Source organism: Kribbella sp. NPDC051770 (assembly GCF_040681455.1).
Taxonomy (GTDB): domain Bacteria; phylum Actinomycetota; class Actinomycetes; order Propionibacteriales; family Kribbellaceae; genus Kribbella.
In genome coordinates this window covers 234893-257727 of record NZ_JBFAYT010000010.1, presented here as the reverse complement: position 1 = coordinate 257727, position 22835 = coordinate 234893, and the positions used below count along the sequence as shown (strand labels likewise).

Genomic DNA, 22835 nt, shown 5'->3' with positions numbered 1-22835 from the left:
CTTTCACCGAAACGCCGCGCCCGGTCAAGCGGGGGTTTGACTCCGGCCCCTAAGTTGGTGGTCGTGCCTCGACGACTGATCACCCGGACGCGGCTCCGCAAGGCGGTGCCGTGGGCGATCCTCGTCCTGCTCTGGTTCGTGGTCTCGTCGGTGGTCGGGCTGCTCGGCTTCGCCAACGACTCCGAGCGGGTGACGGTCGGCGCGCACACCGCGCAGGTCTCGCCGACCTTCGACTCGCACGCCACCATCGACCTCGGCGCGATCCTGCCCCGGCTCCGGCTGGACATGAACCTGCCGCTCGACCTCGGCGTCAACCTCGACGTCCAGGAGACCGACGCGGCCAACCTGAACGACCTGCTCCAGCGCGACGCGCTGATCGCCTCCCAGCCCGACGGTGAGATCGCCCGGATCCGCGAGGTCGTCCAGCAGATGGCCGTCGACAACGCGGTCGCCGGCGCCGGGTCCGGGCTGCTGGTGACGGTGATCGTCGCGACGCTGTGGGCGATGCTCGGACCGGCCCGGCGGCGGGAGCTGTTCGCGCACGTGCACCGCGGCGAACGGCGGGTGCGGCACCGGGCGGTCGTCGTACTGGTCGCGATGCTGGTGACGGTCGCGTCGGTGATCGGGCCGGCGCAGATGCGGCAGGCGCAGGCGCCGCCGACCGCCTGGCGGCCGCTGGGCGAGTTGCTGCCGGAGGTGTCGTTCGACGACCGGCTGAAGAACGTCGAGGTCGCCTCCGGGTTCTCCACCGACGGCGGTGTTGGCGTCATCCGTACGGCGTTCGAGACCTACGAGCGCTCCACCGAGTTCTACGGGCAGCTGAAGGACCGGGTCGGGCGGGTCGGCGGCCGGATCCGGGCCGCCGGCGAGGGCGAGACCGTCGCGCTGCTGGTCTCGGACCGGCACGACAACATCGGGATGGACCCGTTCGCCGCCGAGGTCGCCAAGGTGGCCGGGGCGAAGGTGTTGATCGACGCCGGCGACGACACCTCGTCGGGGCAGCAGTGGGAGGCGTTCAGCATCAACTCGCTGGCCCAGCACTTCAAGGACCTCAAGGTGGTCGCCGTGGCCGGCAACCACGACGGCGGCGGGTTCGTCGAGGAGACGATGCGGCGCAACAAGTTCACCGTGCTGGACAGCAAACCCGTCGAGGTCGAGGGGATCCGGTTCCTCGGCGACAGCGACCCGACCCGGACCGGGCTCGGCAGCGCCGACACGCCCGGCGACGAGACCACCGGCGAGCAGTCGACCCGGCTGGCGGACATCGCCTGCGCGCAGGCGGAGGACGAGCCGATCTCGACGATGGTCGTGCACGACCCGTCGTCGTACCAGGAGACCGCGGCCCGCGGCTGCGCGTCGCTGCTGGTGTCCGGACACCTGCACCGGCAGGTCGGGCCGGACACGAAGACCGTCGCGGGGCGGTCGGTCACGACGTACACGAACGGGACGACCGGGGGAGCGGCGTACGCGTTCGCGCTGGGCTACACGCTGCGGCGGCCGGGCGAGGTCACCCTGATCACGTACGTCGACGGGCAGCCGACCGGGCTGCAGACCGTCACCGCGGAGCTGACCGGCGAAGTGACCGTGGGGACGTACCGGCCGTTGCCGGCGTGAGTCCGCGCGGTGAACTCCTTGCTCCGGCAGGCGGTGACTGCCCAGTAACCAGGGGTGGACCACCGGGCCAGTGGTCTTGTAGGAGTAGGGTTTTGTGACGTGCGTCGCGCAAAGATCGTTTGTACGCTCGGCCCGGCTACGGCCGCCCCGGAGCGCATCCTGGAACTCGTCCAAGCAGGTATGGACGTCGCTCGGCTGAACCTGAGCCACGGCGCCCACGCCGAGCACGAGCGCATCTACCACCGGATTCGCGCTGCAGCGGAGGAGACCGGCAAAAACGTCGGCATCCTCGTCGACCTGCAGGGCCCGAAGATCCGGCTGGCGGAGTTCGCCGAAGGCAAGGTCACGCTGACCTACGGCGAGCGCTTCACCATCACCACCCGTGAGGTCCCCGGTGACGTCACCATCTGCGGTACGACGTACGACGGGCTGCCCGGCGACGTCAAGCCCGGTGACCCGCTGCTGATCGACGACGGCCGGGTCGCGCTGGTCGCCGAGGAGGTCACCGAGACCGACGTGATCTGCCGGGTCACCGTCGGCGGGCCGGTCTCCAACAACAAGGGCATCAACCTGCCCGGCGCCACCGTCAGCGTCCCGGCGATGTCCGAGAAGGACGTCGAGGACCTGCGCTGGGCCCTGCACCTGCCGGCCGACATGATCGCGATGTCGTTCGTGCAGCGCGCCTCCGACATCCAGATCGTGCACAAGATCATGGCCGAGGAAGGCCACAAGATCCCGGTCGTGGCCAAGATCGAGAAGCCGCAGGCGGTCGCCAACCTGGACGAGATCATCGACGCCTTCGACGGCTTCATGGTCGCCCGCGGCGACCTCGGCGTGGAGCTCCCGCTGGAGGAGGTCCCGCTGGTCCAGAAGCTGATCATCGACCAGGCCCGGCTGAACGCGAAGCCGGTGATCGTCGCCACCCAGATGCTGGAGTCGATGATCTCCGCCCCGCGCCCGACCCGCGCCGAGGCCTCCGACGTCGCCAACGCCGTCCTGGACGGTGCCGACGCGGTGATGCTGTCCGGCGAGACCAGCGTCGGCCGCTTCCCGATCGAGACCGTCAAGACGATGGCCCGGATCGTGGAGTCCACCGAGGACCACGGCCTCGGCCGCGTCGCCGAGATCGACTGGGAACCCCGCACCAAGGGCGGCGTGATCGCCAAGGCCGCGGCGGACGTCGCCGAGGCCCTGGAGGCGAAGTACCTGGTCGCCTTCACCCAGTCCGGCGACACCGCGCTGCGCCTGGCCCGCTACCGCACCGAGATCCCGGTCCTGGCCTTCACGCCGGTCCCGTCGGTCAGCGCCTGGTTGAGTGTCGTGTGGGGCATCGAGACCCACATCGTCCCGACGGTCGACCACACCGACGAGATGGTCCGCCAGGTCGACCAGCGCCTGCTGGAGCTCGGCAAGCTCCAGAAGGGAGACTTGGTTGTCATCGTCGCGGGTTCCCCGCCCAGCATCCCGGGCTCGACCAACGCGCTGCGCGTCCACCGCATGGGGGACGCGATCAGCGGGGCTGCGCCGGCGTACCGGGAGTAGGAAGAACAAGAAGTTTGACTCTGTGGTTGCTGCGGCCGGTCGGTTGACCGGCCGCAGTTCCGTTTCAGGACTTGGGACCGATGATCCGCTCGAGTTGGAGAACATCTAGCGGGTGTACCGGCGGCCGTTGGTGGTCGTCCAGTTGTTCACCCGGCAGCCGTCCGAGAGGAACAGCCCGCGGACGAACAGTCCGGGGTGGTCAGCAACGATCTCGCGCTGCCAGTCGAGCAGCTGGATCTTGCGAAGGTGTTTGCGGCCCGCACCGTGCTGAGGAAACAAGCAGGGCCAGTGCTTCCAGTACGACACAAGATGAGTGCAACCGGGTGCTTGGACTCGGTGGACCGGCCGGCTGGCGTTCACCGAGGTGATGACTTCCGCTGCCTCGGCGATGACACCGGGGTAGGCGTCGTCGCACGCGATCCGGAGCGCGAAGACCGCCTTCCGGTGCTCGGACAGGCAGCCGTCACCCAGATAGAGACCAAGCAACTTCGAGTACTCGCCGGCCGCAAGCGCTGAGTCCGTGCATCGCGGACAAGCAGTGGGATCGACCGAAGGCGCGGGTTCGTCCCGCCACGCACCAATCGTGCTGCGGCTGACCGACAACCGGCGGCTGACCGAACTCAGAGTCGCACCCGCAGCGAGTGAGTCCAGCGCGGACCGCCGGGTGCGAGCGTCGTACACGAGTGAAGCCTCGCAGCTGGGACCGACAGATCCAGATGGTGAGGTGCCCTGGGTGGGACTCGAACCCACACTGGATGCTGTTTGAGAGCACGGCCTCTGCCGATTGGGCTACCAGGGCAATTTGCGCTCGACGATCGTAGCTTACCCAGGCGCTCGATCCGAAAATTGTCGGCGGCAGGTCGGATGATCTGGCATGGGTCGGGTCAGGTCACGGCAGACGGTCGAGTCGGCGTTGTCGATGTCTGACGACGGCGTCCCTGATCGCGTCAACGCCGAGCTTCACGGCGTGGCGTTGCGAACGATCCGAACCTGGCGACGGCGGTACCAGCTCGAGGGACGGGTCCGCATCGATGGACCCGGTACGCCGTGCCCGCGGTGCGACGGGGCCGCGCTGGACGAGGCGGCGTACGCGTTGCTCCTGGGGTGGTATCTCGGGGACGGGCACATCGTCGCGGCGCGGCGTGGGGTCTACACGTTGCAGATCGCGAACGACCAGAAGTACCCGGAGCTGAACCAGGAGATTGCGGCCACGATCCGGCGGGTCAAGCCGACTGCCAGTCCGTGTCTGAGGGGTGGGTCGGGCGCGGTCCGGATCGAGGCTCGGTGGAAGCACTGGCCGTGTCTGTTCCCGCAGCACGGGCCTGGGCGCAAGCATCTGCGGCGGATCGTGCTGCACGAGTGGCAGCAGGAGCTCGTCCGGCGGGAGCCGGAGCTGCTGCTGCGGGGGTTGTTCCACTCCGACGGGTGCCGGTTCGTGAACTGGACCACCAAGCGGCTGGCCAGCGGCGGCGAGCGGCGCTACGAGTACATCCGGTACATGTTCCACAACGAGTCCGCGGACATCCTGTCGATCCTCACCGATGCGCTCGATCAGGTCGGCGTCCCCTGGCGGCGCCCGCGCTCGAACGTGGTCGCGGTGAGTCGGCGGGAAGGGGTCGCGGCGCTCGATCGGTTCGTCGGTCCGAAGCGCTGAGAGCGAGGTCGATATGGTGTCCGGTGTGACTGCTAAGCGTGTGGTGATCGCCGAGGACGAAGCTCTGATCCGGATGGACCTGGCCGAGATGCTGGCTGAGGAGGGGTACGACGTCGTCGGGCAGGCGGGTGACGGCGAGGAGGCGATTCGGCTGGCGGTCGAGCATCGGCCGGATCTGGTGATCCTGGACGTGAAGATGCCGAAGCTGGACGGGCTCAGTGCGGCGGAGAAGATCGCGGGGGAGCGGATCGCTCCGGTGCTGATGCTGACGGCGTTCTCGCAGCGGGAGCTGGTCGAGCGGGCGCGGGACGCGGGGGCGATGGCGTACCTGGTGAAGCCGTTCTCCAAGGCCGACCTGCTGCCGGCGATCGAGATCGCGGCCAGCCGGTACGTCGAGCTGGCGGAGCTGGAGCGTGAGGTCGCCGACCTGTCGGAGCGGCTGGAGACGCGCAAGCTGGTCGACCGGGCCAAGTCGGTGCTGCAGACGAAGTTCGGGCTGTCCGAGCCGGACTCGTTCCGGTGGATCCAGAAGACCGCGATGGACAAGCGGGTCTCGATGCGGCAGGTCGCCGAGCTCGTCGTCGACGAAGCCGGGTCCTGAGCACCGAGGACACCTCAACCCCCGCCCAGAACCACCTCCCACCGGCTTCGCCCGCCATCGGTTTCACCTCCTCCCACCATCAGCTTTCTCCCGGCCTCCAACACCCACCACCAGCTTTCTCCCACCTCCCACCACCACCTCCCGTGCCGATTGGTTTGCTCTGGGCAACCGACTTGGCAAGAACCCGTCGGGAGCGGCTGCTGAGCGTGCTACGCCCCGGTTCGGCTGCCTAGTCTGCGAAGGGGTGCGGTCGTCCCGGATCACGCGGATCCACGAGGAACAGTGAACCAGCGGCCGGTGCTCAAACTCGGCGGGTTGTTGCTGACGGCAACATTGGCGGTGGCCGCCTGCGGGGCCCGCAGCAACGGTACGGCGGACGGCTCCGCGGCGGCGGACAAGGTGGTGAAGATCGGCATGGTCGGGCCGATCACCGGGGAGATCTCGGCGTTCGGGCTCGGCATCCGGAACTCGGTGCAGCTCGAGGTGCAGCAGGCCAACGCCGCGCACGCGATCCCGGGCTGGCGGATCGAGGTCGACGCCGAGGACGACCAGGCCCAGCCGGACGTCGGCAAGAACGTGGCGACCAAGTTCGCCTCCGACCCGGACCTGGCCGCGGTGGTCGGCCCGTACAACACCGGCGTCAGCCAGCAGATGCAGTCGGTCTTCGCCGCGCAGCACATCGCGCAGGTCTCACCGGGCAACACCGGACCCGCGCTGTCGATGGGTCCGAAGTGGCAGACCGCGCCGAAGCGCCAGTACGACACCTACTTCCGGACCTGCACGACCGACGCGGTCCAGGGCCCGTTCGCCGCGCAGTACATCAAGCTGGCCGGACCGGCCAGCAGCAACGACCTGGCGACCTCGATCGGCGCCCCGGTCGAGAAGCTGCCGTCGGCCAAGCAGTTCGTCGCCGACTACGCCAAGGCCGGCTTCAAGGACCCGATGTCCCCGTACGGCGGTACGGCGTACGACGCCGCGAACGCGATCATCGACGCCCTGAAGACCACGCTGAAGGCCGCCGACAGTGTCGAGTCGGCCCGGCAGGCGACCGTGGACGCGATCGGCAAGAGCTCGTTCGAGGGCGTCACCGGTCACGTCGGCTTCGACAGGTTCGGTGACACCACCACGCGGGTGCTGACCATGAACACGGTCGCCGGCAACCGGTGGGTCGCGCAGCAGACGAAGGACTTCGGTCCGGCCAAGTAGGACCCGGCAAACCGGCGGAGCCGTGCCACGAAAAGCGCGGTTCCGCCACCCGTCCTGGCGTGGCGCAAACGACGGCGCCGTCCGAGGAACGAGACGGCCGTCACACAGCGTGGTGACTGTCTGGATACCGGTGGCACCCATTGGTTGTCAATGTGGCTCTCGGTGCGACCTGTGATCACACCGAGTGAGCGCGTCCGGCAAAGCCAGTGCCTACCGATCTGGACGATGCTTACAGCGGTAACGACCTCACAACACACGCTGGGTCACGTTCGCCTTGACTGCTCAGCGGGGTCTAACCTGCGGGTGCTCGCGGGAATCGCGGGGGTCCGGGGATCCACTCGGACTATCCAGACATGGGAGGAACAGTGCACCAGCGTTCCGTAGTACGGGTCGGCGCGTCGCTGATCGTTGCGTCGTTGGCCCTGACTGCCTGCGGTTCACGCAGTGACGACAACGGTGGCGGGGGCTCCGGCGACGCGACCAAGACGGCCAAGATCGGCGTCATCGCCCCGCTGTCCGGCGACCTGTCGGCGCTTGGTCTGGGTATCCAGCACTCGGTCGAGCTGGCCGTCAAGCAGGCCAACGAGTCCAACGCGATCCCGGGCTGGAAGCTCGAGGTCTCCCCGCAGGACGACGAGGGCAAGGCCGACGTCGGCAAGAACGCCGCCACCGCGGTCTCGTCGGACCCCGACGTGATCGGCGTGGTCGGCACGCTGAACACCGACGTGAGCCAGCAGGTCCAGCCGATCCTGGCGCCGAAGAACATCGTCCAGGTCTCGCCGGCCAACACCGGCCCGGGCCTGACCCAGGGCGCGGACTGGCAGAAGGACCCGAAGCGGCCCTACGCCACCTACTTCCGCACCTGCACCACGGACGCCGTCCAGGGTCCGTTCGCCGCGCGCTACCTGTACGAGACCGCCAAGATCACCAAGGTCGCGACGATCCACGACAAGCGCGCCTACGGCCAGGGCCTGGTCGGCACCTTCACCGAGGAGTTCAAGAAGCTCGGTGGCCAGGTCGTCGCGGCCGAGACGATCAACGAGGACGAGACCAACTTCCAGGCCGTCGTCTCCGCGGTCAAGCCGTCGGCTCCGCAGGCGCTGTACTACGGCGGTCAGTACCCGCAGGCCGGCCCGCTGTCCAAGCAGATGAAGGCCGCCGGCCTGAACATCCCGCTGCTCGGTGGCGACGGCATCTACGACCCGGAGTTCGTCAAGCTGGCCGGCGCCAGCGCTGAGAACGACCTGGCCACCTCGGTCGGCGCCCCGGTCGACACCCTGCCGTCGGCCAAGAAGTTCGTCGCCGACTACGAGGCCGCGAAGTTCGCCGACCCGTACGCCGCCTACGGCGGTTACTCCTACGACGCCGCGAACGCGATCATCGCCGCGCTCAAGGTCTCGCTGAAGGACGCCGACAGCGTCGAGGCCGCCCGGCCGAAGACCGTCGAGGAGCTCGGCAAGGTCTCCTTCGACGGCGTCACCGGCAAGGTCGCCTTCGACCAGTACGGCGACACCACCTCCAAGGTCCTGACCGTCTACAAGGTCACCGGTGGCAAGTTCACCGCGGTCCAGACCAAGGACTTCGAAACCAAGTAGGTCGACCTCATGACGCGGGGGTGGGACGCGGTCCCACCCCCGTGGCATGTCGGAAATGAGTTGGGAGGTCGACGTGGACCAGTTCTTCCAGCAGCTCGTGATCGGGCTGAGTCTCGGATCGCTGTACGCCCTGATCGCGGTCGGGTACACCGTCGTCTACGGCATCGTGCAGCTGATCAACTTCGCCCACGGCGAGGTGTTCATGATCGGCGGCTTCGGCGCGCTGACGACGTACCTGTTGTTCTTCGAGGGACACACCAGTGTGTGGATCCTGCCGGTGATGCTGGTCGGCGCCATCCTGGCCTCGGTCGGTACGGCGGTGGCCATGGAACGTGTCGCGTACCGTCCCCTGCGGAACGCGCCGCGGCTGGCACCGCTGATCACCGCGATCGGTATCTCGGTGTTCCTGCAGGAGTTCATCCGGTTGTTCTACGACCGTCCGGTCTGGACCGTGCCGGTGTTCGCGCTGCTCGCGGTCGGTGCGGCGTACTGGGTCGGTAGCCGCCGGACCAAGGTGAACCTGAACCACCCGGTGACCAAGTGGCGCGACCGTGCGCCGCTGCTCGGCTCGGGTGCGGGGGCGCTGGCCGCGTGGATCGTCCTGCGGGTCGTCCAGCCGGACTACAACCCGCTGCTGAGCATCGTGTTCTTCCTGGTCAGCGCCGTCGTCGGTACGGCGGTCGGCCTGCTGGTGGCGCGGTTCGGCGGCACCGCCGAGCGGGCCACCGCGCTGCGCGACGCGATCTGGCAGTCGGCCGTGGCCGGCGCGCTGGTCCTGGAGCTGTTCTGGCTGGTGTACCAGGAGCTGATCAAGCACGTCGACTGGCCGACCGGCAAGCAGCGCACCACCTTCCCCTCGATCGACGTGGTCTCCGGGACCGCGATCGAGGTCGGCGGGGTGACCATCCAGCGGGCGGCGATCTTCACCGTGCTGCTGCTGGTCGTCTGCACCGTGCTGCTGTGGTACTTCATCAACCGGACCAAGCTGGGCCGCGGCATGCAGGCGGTCTCGCAGGACCCGGACACCGCCCGGCTGATGGGCATCAACGTCGACCGGATCATCGTCGTGGCGTTCGCGCTCGGTGCGGTCCTGGCCGCCGTGGCCGGTCTGGCCCAGGGCGTCCAGAACAGCCTGATCGACTACCGGATGGGCTTCCTGGCGGGTCTGAAGGCGTTCACCGCCGCGGTGCTCGGTGGCATCGGCAACATCCAGGGCGCGGTCCTGGGTGGGCTGCTGCTCGGCGTGGTCGAGTCGCTGGCCACGCAGTACATCCCGGGTCAGTTCGGTGGTAGCTCCTGGAAGGACGTCTGGGCGTTCGTCATCCTGATCCTGGTCCTGGTGTTCCGGCCGCAAGGCCTGCTCGGAGCAAGGGTGGTGGATCGCGCATGAGTGAGTCGACGAAAATCCTGGCTGCGCCGCCGGCCCTTCCGGCCGCGGCCTGGCCGCTCGGCATCGCCGGGGTGGCGCTGCTGATCATCGGGTCGTTCCTGTCCTGGAGCTACGACGGCTCGATCCTGGGCGACCTCTCGATCAACTTCTACCCCGGTGCGCTGCAGATCCTGGCGATCATCCTCGCGGTGCTCGCCCTGGTCCTGCTGCTCGCGGTGAAGGGCCCGCTGACCACGCGGCTCGGGCACTGGCTCGACGCGACCCTCGGGCTGCGCGCGCTCGGCCTGACCACGGCACTGTTCATGGTGCTGGTGATCGTGGCGATCTCGATCGAGTCCGACGGGCTGATCAACGTCAACCCGGGCGGCTACGTGTCGCTGGCCGGCTCGATCGCGCTGCTGGTCTCGTCCCGGATGGTCCCGGTCCGCGAGCTGCGCGACCTCGGCGAGGCCCGGCTGCCGGGCTGGTTCGAGATCCTGTCGATCGCGATCCTGATGGCCGCGGTGCTGTTCGGTGCGGCGTACGCGCTCGGTCTGCGCGACGTCTGGAACTTCGTGCTCTGCCTGGTCTTCATCGCCGCCGTGGTGGCGATGCTGTTCCGGACCGGCGTGATGACCTGGATCGGGCACGTCGGGCAGCGGCACAAGAAGGTGCTGACGCTGGCGTCGTTCGCGGTCGCGTTCTTCTTCCCGTTCACCCAGAACGGCTCGGACGCGAACATGTCGATCGCCACCCAGGTGCTGATCTTCGCGGCCACCGCGATGGGCCTGAACATCGTGGTCGGTCTGGCCGGTCTGCTGGACCTCGGCTACATCGCCTTCCTCGGCTCCGGCGCGTACGTCGCCGCGATGCTGTCGGAGTCGGCGTTCGCGACCATCGACTGGAACCCGCCGTTCATCGTCGTGGTCCTGCTCGGTGGCTGCGTCTCGGCGGTGCTCGGTCTGATCATCGGTTCGCCGACGCTGCGGGTCTCCGGCGACTACCTGGCGATCGTGACGCTGGGCTTCGGTGAGATCTTCCGGCTGGCGATGTTCAACCTGGACGGCAACAACGGTCCGCTGCTGACCAACGGCCCGAACGGTATCCCGGGCATCCCGGACCTGCAGCTGGGCAGCTTCGACTTCGGCAAGCCGCACACGGTGCTGGGGCTGGAGCTCGGCCGGTTCTCGAACTACTACTTCCTGCTGCTGATCCTGATCGGCTTCATCATCCTGGTCTTCTCCCGGCTCAACGACAGCCGGATCGGGCGCGGCTGGGTGGCGATCCGCGAGGACGAGAAGGCCGCCGAGGCGATGGGCGTGAACGTCTTCGGCCTGAAGCTGCTGGCGTTCGCGATCGGTGCCTTCCTGGCCGGTCTGGCCGGAACGGTGAAGGCGCACCAGGACGTCGCGGTCTCACCGGGGCAGTACATCTTCCTGGAGTCGGCGTTCCTGCTCGCCGCGATCGTGCTCGGCGGGATGGGCACCATCGCCGGTGTGCTGCTCGGGGCGACGATCCTGAAGCTGCTGCCGGAGAAGCTGCGGTTCTTCTCGGAGTACCGGCTGCTGCTGTTCGGTCTGCTGCTGGTGATCATGATGCGGTTCCGGCCCGAGGGCCTGGTCGCGAGCAGACGCCGCCAGCTGGAGTTCCACGAAGAGGACGAGGAGCTGGCCGAAGCGGTCGAGCACGAACTGGTCGAGGAGGCGAAATGACCGTCACGGAACCGGCGCCGAGCGCGCCGAGCACCGGCCGGCCGGTACTGGAGGCCTCCGGGGTGACCATGCGGTTCGGTGGTCTGCTGGCGGTCAACGACGTCAACCTGACCGTCCGCGAGGGCGAGATCGTCGGTCTGATCGGCCCGAACGGGGCCGGCAAGACGACGTTCTTCAACTGCCTGACCGGGCTGTACAAGCCGACCAGCGGCCAGGTCCGGTTCGAGGGCACGGCGCTGCCGCCGAAGCCGCGGGCCGTGGTCCGGGCCGGGATGGCGCGCACGTTCCAGAACATCCGGCTGTTCGCGAACATGACGGCGCTGGAGAACGTGATGGTCGGGCGCTACTGCCGGACCAGCTCGGGCGCGCTCACCTCGGTGCTGCGCGGCCCGAAGTTCCGGCGCGAGGAGGCGGCCACCCGCGCTCGCGCGCAGGAGCTGCTGGAGTTCGTCGGGCTCGGCAAGTCCGGCGAGCACCTGGCCCGCAACATGCCGTACGGCGACCAGCGCCGGCTCGAGATCGCCCGCGCGCTGGCCACCGACCCGAAGCTCATCCTGCTGGACGAGCCGACGGCGGGCATGAACCCGCAGGAGACCCGGCAGGCGATGGAGCTGATCTTCAAGATCCGCGACTCGGGCCTGTCGGTGGTCGTGATCGAGCACGACATGCGGTTCATCTTCAACCTCTGCGACCGGGTGCTCTGCCTGGTCCGCGGCGAGACCCTGATCGAGGGTTCGCCGGGCGAGGTGCAGTCGGACCCGCGGGTGATCGAGGCCTACATCGGGACCGGCGAGGACGACGACGAGGACGACGTACCGGTGGCCGGGACCCGGCCGCAGGACGTTCCGCCCGCAGCTGAGGAGGAGGGCCGATGACCGCGATGCTGGAGGTCCGCGACCTCGAGGTCGCCTACGGCAAGATCGTCGCGGTGAAGAAGATCAGCTTCTCCGTCGAGCAGGGCCAGGTGGTGTCGCTGATCGGCACCAACGGCGCCGGCAAGACGACCACGCTGCGGACCATCTCGGGGCTGCTGCGCCCGACGTCGGGCCAGATCCTGTTCCAGGGTCAGCGGATCGACGACGTCCCGGCCCACGACATCGTCACGATGGGCCTGGCGCACTCGCCCGAGGGCCGGCGGATCTTCCCCCGGCTGTCGGTCGAGGAGAACCTGATGCTCGGGGCGTTCACCCGCAACGACGCGGCGGCGGTCCGGTCCGACCTGGACGCGGCGTACGAGCTGTTCCCGATCCTGGGGGAGCGGCGCAAGCAGCCGGCCGGGACGTTCTCCGGCGGTGAGCAGCAGATGCTGGCGATGGGCCGGGCGATGATGAGCCGGCCCAAGCTGCTGATGCTGGACGAGCCCTCGATGGGCCTGTCGCCGATCATGATGAAGCGGATCATGACGACCGTCACCGAGCTGCAGAAGCAGGGCACGACGATCCTGCTGGTCGAGCAGAACGCGCAGGCGGCGCTGAAGCGCGCCGACTTCGGCTACGTCCTGGAGGTCGGCAAGATCGTCGTCCAGGGCACCGGCCGCGAGCTGCTGGTCAACGACGACGTACGGAAGGCGTACCTCGGCGAGGACTGACCCACCCGGTACGACGAGGAGCCCCGGTTCACCGAGCCGGGGCTCTTTGCTGTCAGCAACCGATCAGTTGCGGACGACAACCAGCAGCTGGACCAGCAGCGGCGCGACGATCAGCGCCGGCAGCAGGTCGGCCACGGCGACCTGCTTGATCTTGAGCAGCCGGAGCGCCACACCGATCAGCAGCAGCCCGCCAGTGGCGCCGAGAGCCGTCACGTGCGCCTCGGGCAGTACGTCGCCCAGCAGGGCGCCCACGGCCGTCATGAGCCCCTGGATGACCAGTACGACGAGCGCGGACGCCGCGACGCCCCAGCCGAGCGAGGCGGCGAAGGCGATCGACGCGAAGCCGTCCAGCACCGCCTTGAGGAACAGCTGGTCGGCGCCGCGGCCCAGACCGTCGGACAGCGCGCCCAGGAAGGTCAGCGGGCCGACGCAGAACACCATCGACGACGTCACGAACCCCTCGACGAACGTGCTCTCGCCCTCGCCGCGGCTGAACCGGTGCTGCAGCCAGCTGCCGAAGCCCTCCAGCCGTTCCTCGATCCGCAGCAGCGAGCCGGCGATCCCGCCGATCAGCATCGCGCCGAGCACGATCAGCACCGGAGCGCTGTCGCCGACCGCGTCGCTGAGCGCGGCGTCGCCGACCGTCAGTGCTGACGTGACAGCGATCAGCAGCGTGACCAGGCCGAGGGCGTCGGTGACCAGGTCTCTGGTCCGCCCGGGCAGCCGGTGCCCGATCAGGACGCCGAGGACCGAGCCGACGAGGACCGTCGCGACGTTCACGACGGTGCCGATTCCGATGAACAAGCGTGCTCTCCGATCGCCGGCGATCACAGCCGGTGTGGGGGTGGTCGCGTCGCTTTGCAACCGACCGCCGAAGCCCTACTGTTGCGCGGGGACGAGCGTATCCGCCCAGTCCTGTTCACCTCGGGGGTGGATCAAGACCAGGAGGCCGACGTGGCAGCTGCCATCGAGGTGCGCGACGCACGCCCCGACGATGCCGCTGCCCTGGTGACGCTGTGGGGCGAGATGTCGACCGGCACCGGGCACCAGCGAGTGCTGCCGACCCCGACGCCGGAGTCGGTCCGCGCGTCGATCGCCCGGCTCGACGACGACCCGGCGGGCCGGCTCGTCGTCGGTGAGCTGGACGGCCGGGTCAGCGCGATGGTCTACCTGCGGCGGACGCCGATCAGCCCGCTGCACCCCGAGGACACGATGACCGTGGAGTACCTCCACGTCACCGACCACGCCCGGCGGCACGGACTGGGCAAGGCGCTGGTCGCCGAGGCCGCGGCCTGGGCCGAGCACGAGAGCTGCCCGTACCTCGGTGTCGTCGCGCCGTCGATCGCCCGGGAGGCCAACCGCTTCCTGGCCCGGCTCGGGCTGAGCCAGGCCGCCGTGCTGCGGTTCGCCGGGACGCACGCCGTACGGCGCAGGCTCGCCGCCGACCACGCGCCGAACCTGCTGGCGATGCTGTCGTCACGCCGCTCGGTGATCGCCCGCCGCGCTCAGCTCGGCCGGCACCCCGAGCTCACCTTTCAGGCGGAGCCCGAACCGGACGTCACCGTTCCGGCGGAGCCTGGATCAGCTGGCACGTGATCCGCGCCGTACAGATCCGCTTGCCGCGGTCGTCGGAGACGACGATCTCGTACGTCGTGGTGGTGCGCCCCAGGTAGACCGGCGTCGCGACACCGGTGACGACGCCCTCGCGGACGGCCCGGTGGTGGGTGGCGTTGATGTCGACGCCGACCGCGACCTTGCCGTACTGGGCCGCGTGCATCGCCGAGCCGATCGAGCCCAGGCTCTCGGCCAGCACGCAGGACGCGCCGCCGTGCAGCAGCCCGTACGGCTGGGTGTTGCCCTTGACCGGCATGGTCGCCACGACGCGCTCGGGCGACGCCTCGGTGACCACGATGCCCATCAGGCTCAGCAGGCTGCCTTCGACGTCCATCCCCGGGGGGAGCGCGGTGCTCTGATCGCTCATTCGCGCAGACTACTTCGCGGTTGTGACAGAACTGTCGGCGGCAACCACTAGAGTCGGTACGTGGCTCCAGAAACTGACACTCCGACGATGACCAAGGACCCCGCGACGGGCGACTCGCCCCGGCCGCGGATCCTGCTGCTGGACGGGCACTCGCTCGCGTACCGGGCGTTCTACGCGCTGCCGGTGGAGAACTTCTCCACCACCACAGGTCAGCACACCAACGCGGTGTACGGGTTCACCTCGATGCTGATCAACATGCTGCGCGACGAGCAGCCGACGCACATCTGCGTCGCCTTCGACGTGTCCCGCAAGACCTTCCGCTCCGAGCAGTACACCGAGTACAAGGCCGGCCGCTCGAAGTCGCCGGACGAGTTCAAGGGGCAGGTCTCGCTGGTCAAGGAGGTGCTGGAGGCGCTCCGGATCCCGACCACCGAGATCGACGGCTGGGAGGCCGACGACATCATCGCGACGCTGGCCACGCAGGCCGACGAGCAGGGTTTCGAGGTGCTGATCAGCTCCGGCGACCGGGACTCCTTCCAGCTGGTCAACGACAACATCACCGTGCTGTACCCCAAGCGCGGCGTCTCCGAGATCGCCCGGATGGACCCGGCGGCCGTCGAGGCGAAGTACGGCATCCCGCCGCGGCTGTACCCCGACCTGGCCGCGCTGGTCGGCGAGAAGAGCGACAACCTGCCCGGCGTACCGGGGGTCGGTGACAAGACCGCGGCGAAGTGGCTGAACCAGTTCGGCTCGCTGAACGACGTGATCGACCGGGTCAACGAGATCAAGGGCAAGGCCGGCGAGTCGCTGCGCGAGCACCTGTCCGACGTGATCCGGAACCGGCAGATCAACGAGCTGGTCCGCGACCTGTCGCTGGACGTCGCCGTCGACGACCTGGTCCGGCACCCGTGGGACCGCGACAAGGTGCACACGCTGTTCGACAGCCTGGAGTTCCGGGTGCTGCGCGAGCGGCTGGTCGCCGAGCACGAGCAGGTCGAGGAGACCATCGAGGAGGGCTTCGACCTCGAGGGCACGCAGCTGAAGCCGGGCGAGGTCGCGGCCTGGATCAAGGAGCACGTGTCGACCGGTGCGCGGACCGGCGTTGCGGTGCAGGGTTCCTGGGGCCGGGGGACCGGTGAGATCACCGGGCTCGCGCTGGCGACCTCCTCGGGGGCTGCCGCCTGGTTCGACCCGGCGGCGCTGACCCCGGATGACGACGCGGCCTGGCAGGCCTGGCTCGCCGACGCGGCGCAGCCGAAGGCCCTGCACGACGCGAAGGGCCCGCTGCTCGGGTTCCTCGAGCGCGGGTGGACGCTGGCGGGGCTGACGTCGGACACCCAGCTGAGTGCTTACCTGGCGCGTCCGGACCAGCGGTCGTACGACCTGTCCGACCTGACCGTGCGGTACCTCAAGCGCGAGCTGCGCACCGAGGAGGCCGACAACGGGCAGCTCAGCTTCGACGACGTCGAGGGCGGCCCGGCCGCCGACGCGACGATGCTGCGCGCGCGGGCGATCGCCGATCTCGCCGACACGCTCGACGCGGAGCTGGAGAAGCAGGCCGGTACGGCGCTGCTGGCCGATGTCGAGCTGCCGCTCATCGATGTCATCGCGGCGATGGAGCGGGACGGGATCGCGGTCGACCGGCCGTACCTGGAGCAGCTCGAGGAGCGGTTCGCGACCGGGGTTAGGGACGCGGCGGCTTCGGCGTACGAGGTGATCGGGAAGGAGATCAACCTCGGGTCGCCCAAGCAGCTGCAGGTGGTGCTGTTCGACGAGCTGCAGATGCCGAAGACCAAGCGGACCAAGACCGGGTACACCACCGACGCGGACTCGCTGCAGTCGCTGTTCGAGAAGACCGAGCACCCGTTCCTGGCGTACCTGCTGGCGCACCGCGACGCGACCCGGCTGCGGCAGACCGTCGAGGGACTGCTGAAGACGATCAGCCCCAAGGACGCGCGGATCCACACCACGTTCAACCAGACCATCGCGGCGACCGGGCGGCTCAGCTCGACCGACCCGAACCTGCAGAACATCCCGATCCGGACCGAGGAGGGCCGGCGGATCCGCGAGGCCTTCGTGGTCGGCGAGGGGTTCGAGGCGCTGATGTCGGCCGACTACAGCCAGATCGAGATGCGGATCATGGCGCACGTGTCGGAGGACGAGGGCCTGATCTCGGCGTTCAACTCCGGCGAGGACTTCCACTCGGTGACCGCCGCGCGGGTGTTCTCGGTCGAGGCTGCCGACGTGACGCAGGAGCAGCGGGCCAAGATCAAGGCGATGAACTACGGGCTGGCCTACGGGCTGTCGGCGTACGGGTTGAGTCAGCAGCTGAAGATCGGCGTCGACGAGGCCAAGGGCCTGATGGACGAGTACTTCGAGCGCTTCGGTGGGGTGCGGGACTACCTGCGCAGCATCGTGCTCGAGGCCGGCAAGAGCGGCTACACCGAGACCATCCTCGGCCGCCGCCGCTACCTGCCCGACCTGACCAGCGACAACCGCCAGCGCCGCGAGATGGCCGAGCGGATGGCCCTCAACGCCCCCATCCAGGGCTCGGCCGCCGACGTGATCAAGATGGCGATGCTGAAGGTCGACACCGCGCTGCGCTCGTCGGGCCTGAAGTCCAGGATGCTGCTGCAGGTCCACGACGAACTGGTCTTCGAGATCGCCCCGGGCGAACGCGAGACGCTGGAGGCGCTGGTCCGGGAGAACATGGGCGCCGCGGTGGAGATGGCGGTCCCGCTGGATGTCTCGGTCGGTGTGGGGCGTACGTGGCACGAAGCGGCGCACTGAGTCGATGAGCGATGCTGGATCCCCGCCTACGAGCTCTCGGGGCGGGGACTCGGGCGAGGTCGCGCCGCGGCCGGGGGAGACCTGTACTTCGTCGGGCGATCGGTCGACAGCTTGTACGACCTGCTGAGCGGCGCCCTCGCAGGCACTGCTTGGCAGGATCGTCTGCGTCCGTTGCCGTTGTCGCTCTACGGCTACGACGGGCAGGCGTTCAATCCCGCCGAGCTTCGGCAGCTGCGGACCAACCTCACCGCAGCCGGGCTCGCGCCCGCCGACCTGATGCGCGGAGGGCCGACAGTCTTCGTCGACCTGGTCTACCAGGGGTCGACCTTCGGCAACCTGTACGCCGTACTGCGTGAGTGGATCGACGACGACCGCGCCCAGTGGGACGTGATCCGGCGGCAGTTGCACTTCGTCGGGATCACCTGGCGGGACAAGACCAGCCCGAAGACCTGGCGCTGGCAGCAGTCCGCGGCGTGGACCGGCGAGCTGCCGGCGTCGGCGATCCGGAACGTGTCGCTGGACGGGCGGGTCTGGAGCTACTTCGGCAACATCCAGGCGAAGACCGCACGCTCCTTCCGCCGGACCCGGTGGAACGACCCCGACGTGGCGATCCCGCCGCGATCGGCCCAGGCCCGGTTCGCCCTCGCCGAAGCCACCCGCCTGGTCGAGCGCGGCCGCACCCCGGAGATCCGCCGCCGGATCGCCGACCGGCTCGAGCGGGAGCCCACCAGCTCCGAGCGCTGGTCGAAGACCCTCCAGCAGGCCCTTCGGACGAAGAACTAGGCGTCGCCAGTCCGCCGACTCGGCGACGACATTTGTCCAAGACCGATGGCCGGCGCCTCGCGCATCATCGCTCGTATGAACCAGTACGCCGTTGCGCAGCTCCCCGCAATGCATGTGGTCCACGACGGTCCTCGGCAGGCGCCGCCGCTGTTGCTGATCCACGGGTCCGGAGCCTCGGGCGGCACCTGGAGCCCGATGGTGCCGGCACTGGCCGGTCGTCATCACGTCCTCCGGGTCGATCTCCCGGGCTGCGGGCAGTCGCCGCCCGCGGTGTCGTACGGCGTACTCGACCAGGCGGTGCAGGTGGCGGCGCACCTGGATCACGTCGGTCTCGGGCCCGTCATCGTGGTCGGACACTCCAGCGGCGGCTATGTCGCCACGGCGCTGGCCGAGCAGCGGCCCGACCTGGTGGGGTCGATCGCGTTGGTCAGCACCGGGCCGAGCCTCGACGCGCTGCTTCCGCAGCCGCTCGTCCTCCGGGTGCTGCTGGGTCCGCCGTTCGGCCCGCTGCTGTGGGCGAGGCGTTCGGACGCGATGATCCGCAAGGGGATCGGGGCGACAGCTGCTCGTCCGGTGGAGGTCCCGGACGACCTGGTCGCCGAGCTGCGGGGTACGTCGTACCGAACGTTCAGGACCGTGCTGCGCCGGAACACCGAGTACCTCGCCGAGCGGAGTGTGCCCGAGCGACTCGCCGCGCTCGGCGTGCCCGTACTGGCCGTCTTCGGCGCCAACGACCCGCGGTGGGACCCGTCGTCGGTGCATCAGTACGACGCGGTGCCGGGCGCGCAGGTCGTGCAGCTGCCCGGCGTCGGCCACCTGCCCATGCTCGAAGCGCCGGAGGCGACCAGCGAGTTGCTGCTCGACTTCGCGGCAGCGGGTGGAGCGCGGGTCGAGCCGGTCGCTACAGAGCGCTCACCTCGCGCTGTCGACGAGGTCTAGGCTGCCCACATGCTGTCGACAGCGGCGTCCTTCGACTGGTCTCTGGTGGACGTCGCCGTCCCGCGCTCGCCGGATCGGTTGCCAGGGGTCAGCATGGCCGGGTTCGGCCACCGTGGCCCGGAGTCCCTGGACATCGCGATGGTCGCGCATCCGTCCGTTACCTTGCTGATCGACCTGAGCGACGGCGAGGGCCTCGTCCACCGGGGCGATGGCCGGGAGATCCGCGGCAGTGCGGTGATCGGGCTCCTGCCCGGTGCCCTCCGGGCCGGTGGCCGGGTCGGCGAGTGCCTCCAGATCCGGTTGGAGCCTGCGGCAGCGGCCGTCGTGCTCGGTACGGCGACCGAGCTGACCGGGGCGGTGGTGCCCTTCGAGGAGGTCTGGGGCCGCGACGCCGAGCGGACCGAGGACAGGCTGCGTGCCGCCGCGTCGTGGGACGAACGATTCACGATCGCGGCGGATCTGCTCGGCCGGCGCTTGGGCGGCCGGCGAACAGTTGCCCCGGAGGTCGCCTTCGCCTGGCGGCAGACGCGCGCCAGCCGGGGACGGGTGCGGGTCGAGGGTCTCGCGGACGAGGTCGGCTGGAGCCGGAAGCGGCTGTCGGCCCGGTTCCAGGGGCAGCTCGGGATCACGCCCAAACGTGCCGCCCGGCTGGTGCGGTTCGACCACGCCGCCCGCCTTCTCGCGGCGGGTCAGGCCGCCGCCGGTGTCGCGGTCGAGAGCGGCTACGTCGATCAGTCCCACCTGCACCGCGAGGTCAAGTCGTTCACCGGGCTGACTCCCGCGGCGGTGTCCGTCGCGCCGTGGCTCGCGATCGACGACATCGCGTGGCCGGCCGGCCCGCCGCTGGGGCCCAGGCCGGTCTAGCTGGTCGCGGGGAGAGGAGAGCCGGGCCGAGGGGACCACCGGTCCGACGAGTCCGACGTATGACGAGGCGCTGGAGCTCGATCGGTACCCCGACCGGCGGAGCCGCCGGTCGGTCAGTGGCTGGAGACCAGCACCGGGGACGGGTCGTTCGCCAACGCCGCGGCGATGCAGAGGTCTTCGCGCGGGTGGAGCTCGGGGTGGTCGGTCAGCGGGAACCAGGCGACCTCCAGCGACTCGTCGTCATTGACGCACGCCTCGCCGCCGACCGGGTGGCAGCGGAAGCAGAGGTCGAGGTACTGGACCTGGTCGCCGTTCGGGTACGCCGTCGGCGGGAGCGACTCGACGCGGACCAGGCGGTCGACGACGGTGTGGACGGCGGTCTCCTCGTGGATCTCGCGAACGATCGCCTCGGCGGGCTGCTCGCCGGGCTCGAGGATGCCGGCCGGGAGGGACCAACGGCCGTTGTCGGCGCGGCGGACCAGCAGGATCCGGTCGGCGTCGTCGAGCACGACCGCGGTGATCCCGGGCATCCACAACAGATCGTGACCGATCTTCTCGCGCAGCGCGAGGATGAACTTCGGCGTCGTCATGGCTCGACCCTACTCAGGGCACGGTTACTTGCCGCAAGAAAGTGAAACGGTTCAGTGCAGATGGTGAACGTTTCATTGGAAATCACCGCCAGTTGACCCCGAATCCACGGACGGTGACAGCGAGCCCTTTCGGGCTGTACCGATCTGTGCCATCCTCACCTGCCAAAGAATCCTGGATCCTATCGGATATCTCATGGAGTCCTCGAGGCTCCGCCTGGGAGGCGGCATGCAACCAGCAGTGAGGAGCACTCCCTCGAAGCAGCCGGCAGTACCGATCCGGCGGCGCAGCTTCGTCGTCGGCGCGGTCGGACTGACCGCGGCGACCACCACTGGTCTGCTCAGCGGCTGCGGTCCGGACGAGGCGGTCGGGGCGAGCCCGGAGAGTCTCGCGGCTCCGCCGGTCACGCCCGGCCCGAAGACCGGCGGTATCCCGTACCCCGACGGCTACGTCGGCCCGGTGGCCCGCAAGCTCGGCCCGATCGTCACCGAGCCGACCAAGTTCGTCGTCGTGGTCCCGCAGGACCTGACCGTCGGCGACTGGTCGAGCAACAAGTTCACCAAGTGGCTCGAGCAGCGCACCGGCATCACCATCGAGTTCCGCCAGGTGGCCGGCGCCGACGAGGACGTGATGATCAAGGTGAACGCCATGATCGCGGCCGGTGACATCCCGGACGCCTTCATGGGCGTGAAGTTCAGCCCGTCGCAGCTCTACCTGTACGGCGCGCAGAACCTGTTCGTCGACCAGACGAAGTACACCGAGAAGTACGCCCCGAACCTGCAGCAGATGTTCCGCGACTACCCGCTGGCCAAGAAGCTGTCCACCTCCCCGGACGACGGCGTCTACACCTACCCGTCCTTCAACGACTGCTACCACTGCCGGGCGAGCAAGTCGCGGACCTGGATCAACACCCGCTGGCTCAAGCAGGTCGGCCTGGCGATGCCGAAGACCACCGAGGAGTTCCGCGAGGTCCTGCGGGCGTTCAAGCAGGCCGACCCGGCCGGCCGCGGACGGACCCTGCCGTTCGTCGGCTACAAGGAGGACGGCACCAACCAGGTCACCGTCGACAAGTTCGTGATGAACGCGTTCCTCTACAACCCGGCTTCGCCCTGGCTGGTGGTCGACGGCGGCAAGGTCAAGACGGCGTACGCGCAGGACGGCTGGCGCGAGGGCCTCAAGTACCTGCGCACCCTGTACGCCGAAGGCCTGCTCAACCGCGACGCGTTCAGCATGACCGCCGAGCAGCTGCAGCGGGCCGGCACGAACAAGGACGGCTCGCTGCTCGGCGTCTTCCAGGGCAACTACTGGGGCACCGCGATGGACGTCGACGTCGAGGACCCGAACGCGCGCTGGCACGACTACGAGGCGCTGGCGCCGCTGGAAGGCCCCGACGGTTTCCGGGTCGCCAACTGGGACCACTACACCGGCTTCGACCCGCGGCTGGTGATCACCCGCAGGTGCCGCCGGCCCGACCTGCTGGTGAAGTGGGCCGACTTCCAGCTCGACCTCGAGGTGATGATGGCGGCGTACGCCGGCCCGGGCAGCTGGAGCTTCGCCAAGCGCGGCGACAAGGCGATCAGCGGCAAGCAAGCGCTGTTCGGTATCTCCGGGACCTGGGCGCCGGACAAGACCAAGGACACCTGGGCGCAGCGCAACCCCAACTACCGCTCCGGCGACTTCCGGCTGTCCGAACGCGTCGACCCGACCAAACCGACGTTCGAGAAGCCGCTGTACGAGCAGACCCGGGACCGCTACTTCCCGTACGCCGAACCGATCGAGCAGCAGTTCCCGCCGGTCGCGTTGGAGGGTGACCAGGCCGCGCTCGACGCGTCGCTGCTGCTCGACCTGAGCGGCGAGGTGGTGCAGACGATGGCGCGGTTCGTCACCGGCAAGGCCGACCCGGCCGACGACGGCCAGTGGAACGACTACCTGGGCCGGCTCGACAAGATCGGGCTGCGCCCGTACCTCGACATCCAGCAGGCCGCCTACGAGAGCTTCCAGGGGTGAGG

Annotated in this window: 20 protein-coding genes and 1 tRNA gene; 16 read left to right on the top strand and 5 right to left on the bottom strand. The window is 69.1% G+C overall.

Annotation, left to right across the window (positions count from 1 at the left end; all coding sequences use genetic code 11):
• Positions 1-63 precede the first annotated feature (63 nt).
• Entirely contained in the window at positions 64-1614 is a 1551-nt protein-coding gene (locus tag AB0M01_RS30160) for a metallophosphoesterase family protein (protein WP_363675451.1), read from the top strand.
• Positions 1615-1713: 99 nt separating this feature from the next.
• On the top strand, positions 1714-3156 hold the full coding sequence (gene pyk, locus AB0M01_RS30155; protein WP_363675449.1) for a pyruvate kinase: 1443 nt from the start codon (positions 1714-1716) through the stop codon (positions 3154-3156).
• 105 nt (positions 3157-3261) lie between these two features.
• Here the strand turns inward: pyk and AB0M01_RS30150 are convergent, their stop codons facing one another.
• Both AB0M01_RS30150 and AB0M01_RS30145 read right to left on the bottom strand, forming a co-directional pair.
• Positions 3262-3642 carry a hypothetical protein gene (locus tag AB0M01_RS30150; protein WP_363675447.1) on the bottom strand — a complete coding sequence of 127 codons (381 nt, stop codon included), beginning with the start codon at positions 3640-3642 and terminating at the stop codon, positions 3262-3264.
• Between the two features lie 239 nt (positions 3643-3881).
• Positions 3882-3955 (bottom strand) — tRNA-Leu (locus AB0M01_RS30145).
• A 75-nt stretch (positions 3956-4030) separates the two neighbouring features.
• Between AB0M01_RS30145 and AB0M01_RS30140 the strand changes: the two genes are divergently transcribed.
• The 8 genes from AB0M01_RS30140 (at position 4031) to AB0M01_RS30105 (ending at position 12881) form a co-directional block, all read left to right on the top strand.
• Positions 4031-4810, top strand: coding sequence for a transcriptional regulator (locus AB0M01_RS30140; protein WP_363675445.1), 780 nt, complete (start codon positions 4031-4033; stop codon positions 4808-4810).
• 13 nt (positions 4811-4823) lie between these two features.
• On the top strand, positions 4824-5411 hold the full coding sequence (locus AB0M01_RS30135; RefSeq protein ID WP_344170138.1) for a response regulator: 588 nt from the start codon (positions 4824-4826) through the stop codon (positions 5409-5411).
• A gap of 282 nt (positions 5412-5693) precedes the next feature.
• On the top strand, positions 5694-6617 hold the full coding sequence (locus tag AB0M01_RS30130) for a branched-chain amino acid ABC transporter substrate-binding protein (RefSeq protein WP_363675443.1): 924 nt from the start codon (positions 5694-5696) through the stop codon (positions 6615-6617).
• 353 nt (positions 6618-6970) lie between these two features.
• Positions 6971-8212, top strand: coding sequence for a branched-chain amino acid ABC transporter substrate-binding protein (locus AB0M01_RS30125; RefSeq protein ID WP_363675441.1), 1242 nt, complete (start codon positions 6971-6973; stop codon positions 8210-8212).
• A gap of 55 nt (positions 8213-8267) precedes the next feature.
• The gene (locus tag AB0M01_RS30120) at positions 8268-9602 is read left to right on the top strand and encodes a branched-chain amino acid ABC transporter permease (protein ID WP_363675439.1); all 1335 of its coding nucleotides are present in this window, start codon (positions 8268-8270) and stop codon (positions 9600-9602) included.
• Positions 9599-11293 (top strand): branched-chain amino acid ABC transporter permease, encoded by a 1695-nt coding sequence (locus AB0M01_RS30115; protein WP_363675437.1) that lies wholly within the window; start codon positions 9599-9601, stop codon positions 11291-11293. The genes AB0M01_RS30120 and AB0M01_RS30115 overlap by 4 nt, the downstream gene beginning before the upstream one ends.
• Positions 11290-12168, top strand: coding sequence for an ABC transporter ATP-binding protein (locus AB0M01_RS30110; RefSeq protein WP_363675435.1), 879 nt, complete (start codon positions 11290-11292; stop codon positions 12166-12168). Before AB0M01_RS30115 ends, AB0M01_RS30110 begins: the two co-directional genes overlap by 4 nt.
• Positions 12165-12881, top strand: a complete 717-nt coding sequence (locus tag AB0M01_RS30105) for an ABC transporter ATP-binding protein (protein ID WP_363675433.1) — start codon at positions 12165-12167, stop codon at positions 12879-12881. The genes AB0M01_RS30110 and AB0M01_RS30105 overlap by 4 nt, the downstream gene beginning before the upstream one ends.
• Positions 12882-12944: 63 nt before the next feature.
• On the opposite strand, the gene AB0M01_RS30100 is transcribed toward AB0M01_RS30105, so the two are convergent.
• Positions 12945-13685, bottom strand: coding sequence for a DUF554 domain-containing protein (locus AB0M01_RS30100; RefSeq protein ID WP_363675431.1), 741 nt, complete (start codon positions 13683-13685; stop codon positions 12945-12947).
• Positions 13686-13835: 150 nt separating this feature from the next.
• On the opposite strand from AB0M01_RS30100, the gene AB0M01_RS30095 reads away from it, so the two are divergent.
• Positions 13836-14477, top strand: a complete 642-nt coding sequence (locus tag AB0M01_RS30095) for a GNAT family N-acetyltransferase (RefSeq protein ID WP_363675429.1) — start codon at positions 13836-13838, stop codon at positions 14475-14477.
• On the opposite strand, the gene AB0M01_RS30090 is transcribed toward AB0M01_RS30095, so the two are convergent.
• Complete coding sequence (locus tag AB0M01_RS30090) at positions 14440-14862, bottom strand: hotdog fold thioesterase (RefSeq protein WP_363675427.1); 423 nt, start codon at positions 14860-14862, stop codon at positions 14440-14442. The two genes, AB0M01_RS30095 and AB0M01_RS30090, sit on opposite strands and share 38 nt — an antisense overlap.
• Positions 14863-14949: 87 nt before the next feature.
• On the opposite strand from AB0M01_RS30090, the gene polA reads away from it, so the two are divergent.
• From polA to AB0M01_RS30070, 4 genes are all read left to right on the top strand, one after another.
• Positions 14950-17652, top strand: coding sequence for a DNA polymerase I (gene polA / locus AB0M01_RS30085; protein WP_363675425.1), 2703 nt, complete (start codon positions 14950-14952; stop codon positions 17650-17652).
• A gap of 111 nt (positions 17653-17763) precedes the next feature.
• Positions 17764-18435 (top strand): hypothetical protein, encoded by a 672-nt coding sequence (locus AB0M01_RS30080; protein ID WP_363675423.1) that lies wholly within the window; start codon positions 17764-17766, stop codon positions 18433-18435.
• Positions 18436-18510: 75 nt separating this feature from the next.
• Positions 18511-19374 carry an alpha/beta fold hydrolase gene (locus tag AB0M01_RS30075; RefSeq protein ID WP_363675421.1) on the top strand — a complete coding sequence of 288 codons (864 nt, stop codon included), beginning with the start codon at positions 18511-18513 and terminating at the stop codon, positions 19372-19374.
• Positions 19375-19383: 9 nt separating this feature from the next.
• The gene (locus tag AB0M01_RS30070; protein ID WP_363675419.1) at positions 19384-20238 is read left to right on the top strand and encodes a helix-turn-helix domain-containing protein; all 855 of its coding nucleotides are present in this window, start codon (positions 19384-19386) and stop codon (positions 20236-20238) included.
• A gap of 113 nt (positions 20239-20351) precedes the next feature.
• On the opposite strand, the gene AB0M01_RS30065 is transcribed toward AB0M01_RS30070, so the two are convergent.
• Positions 20352-20828, bottom strand: coding sequence for an NUDIX domain-containing protein (locus tag AB0M01_RS30065; protein WP_363675417.1), 477 nt, complete (start codon positions 20826-20828; stop codon positions 20352-20354).
• Between the two features lie 226 nt (positions 20829-21054).
• Here AB0M01_RS30065 and AB0M01_RS30060 point away from each other — a divergent pair, with 226 nt between their 5' ends.
• Positions 21055-22833, top strand: a complete 1779-nt coding sequence (locus AB0M01_RS30060; protein ID WP_363675415.1) for an extracellular solute-binding protein — start codon at positions 21055-21057, stop codon at positions 22831-22833.
• Positions 22834-22835: the final 2 nt, after the last annotated feature.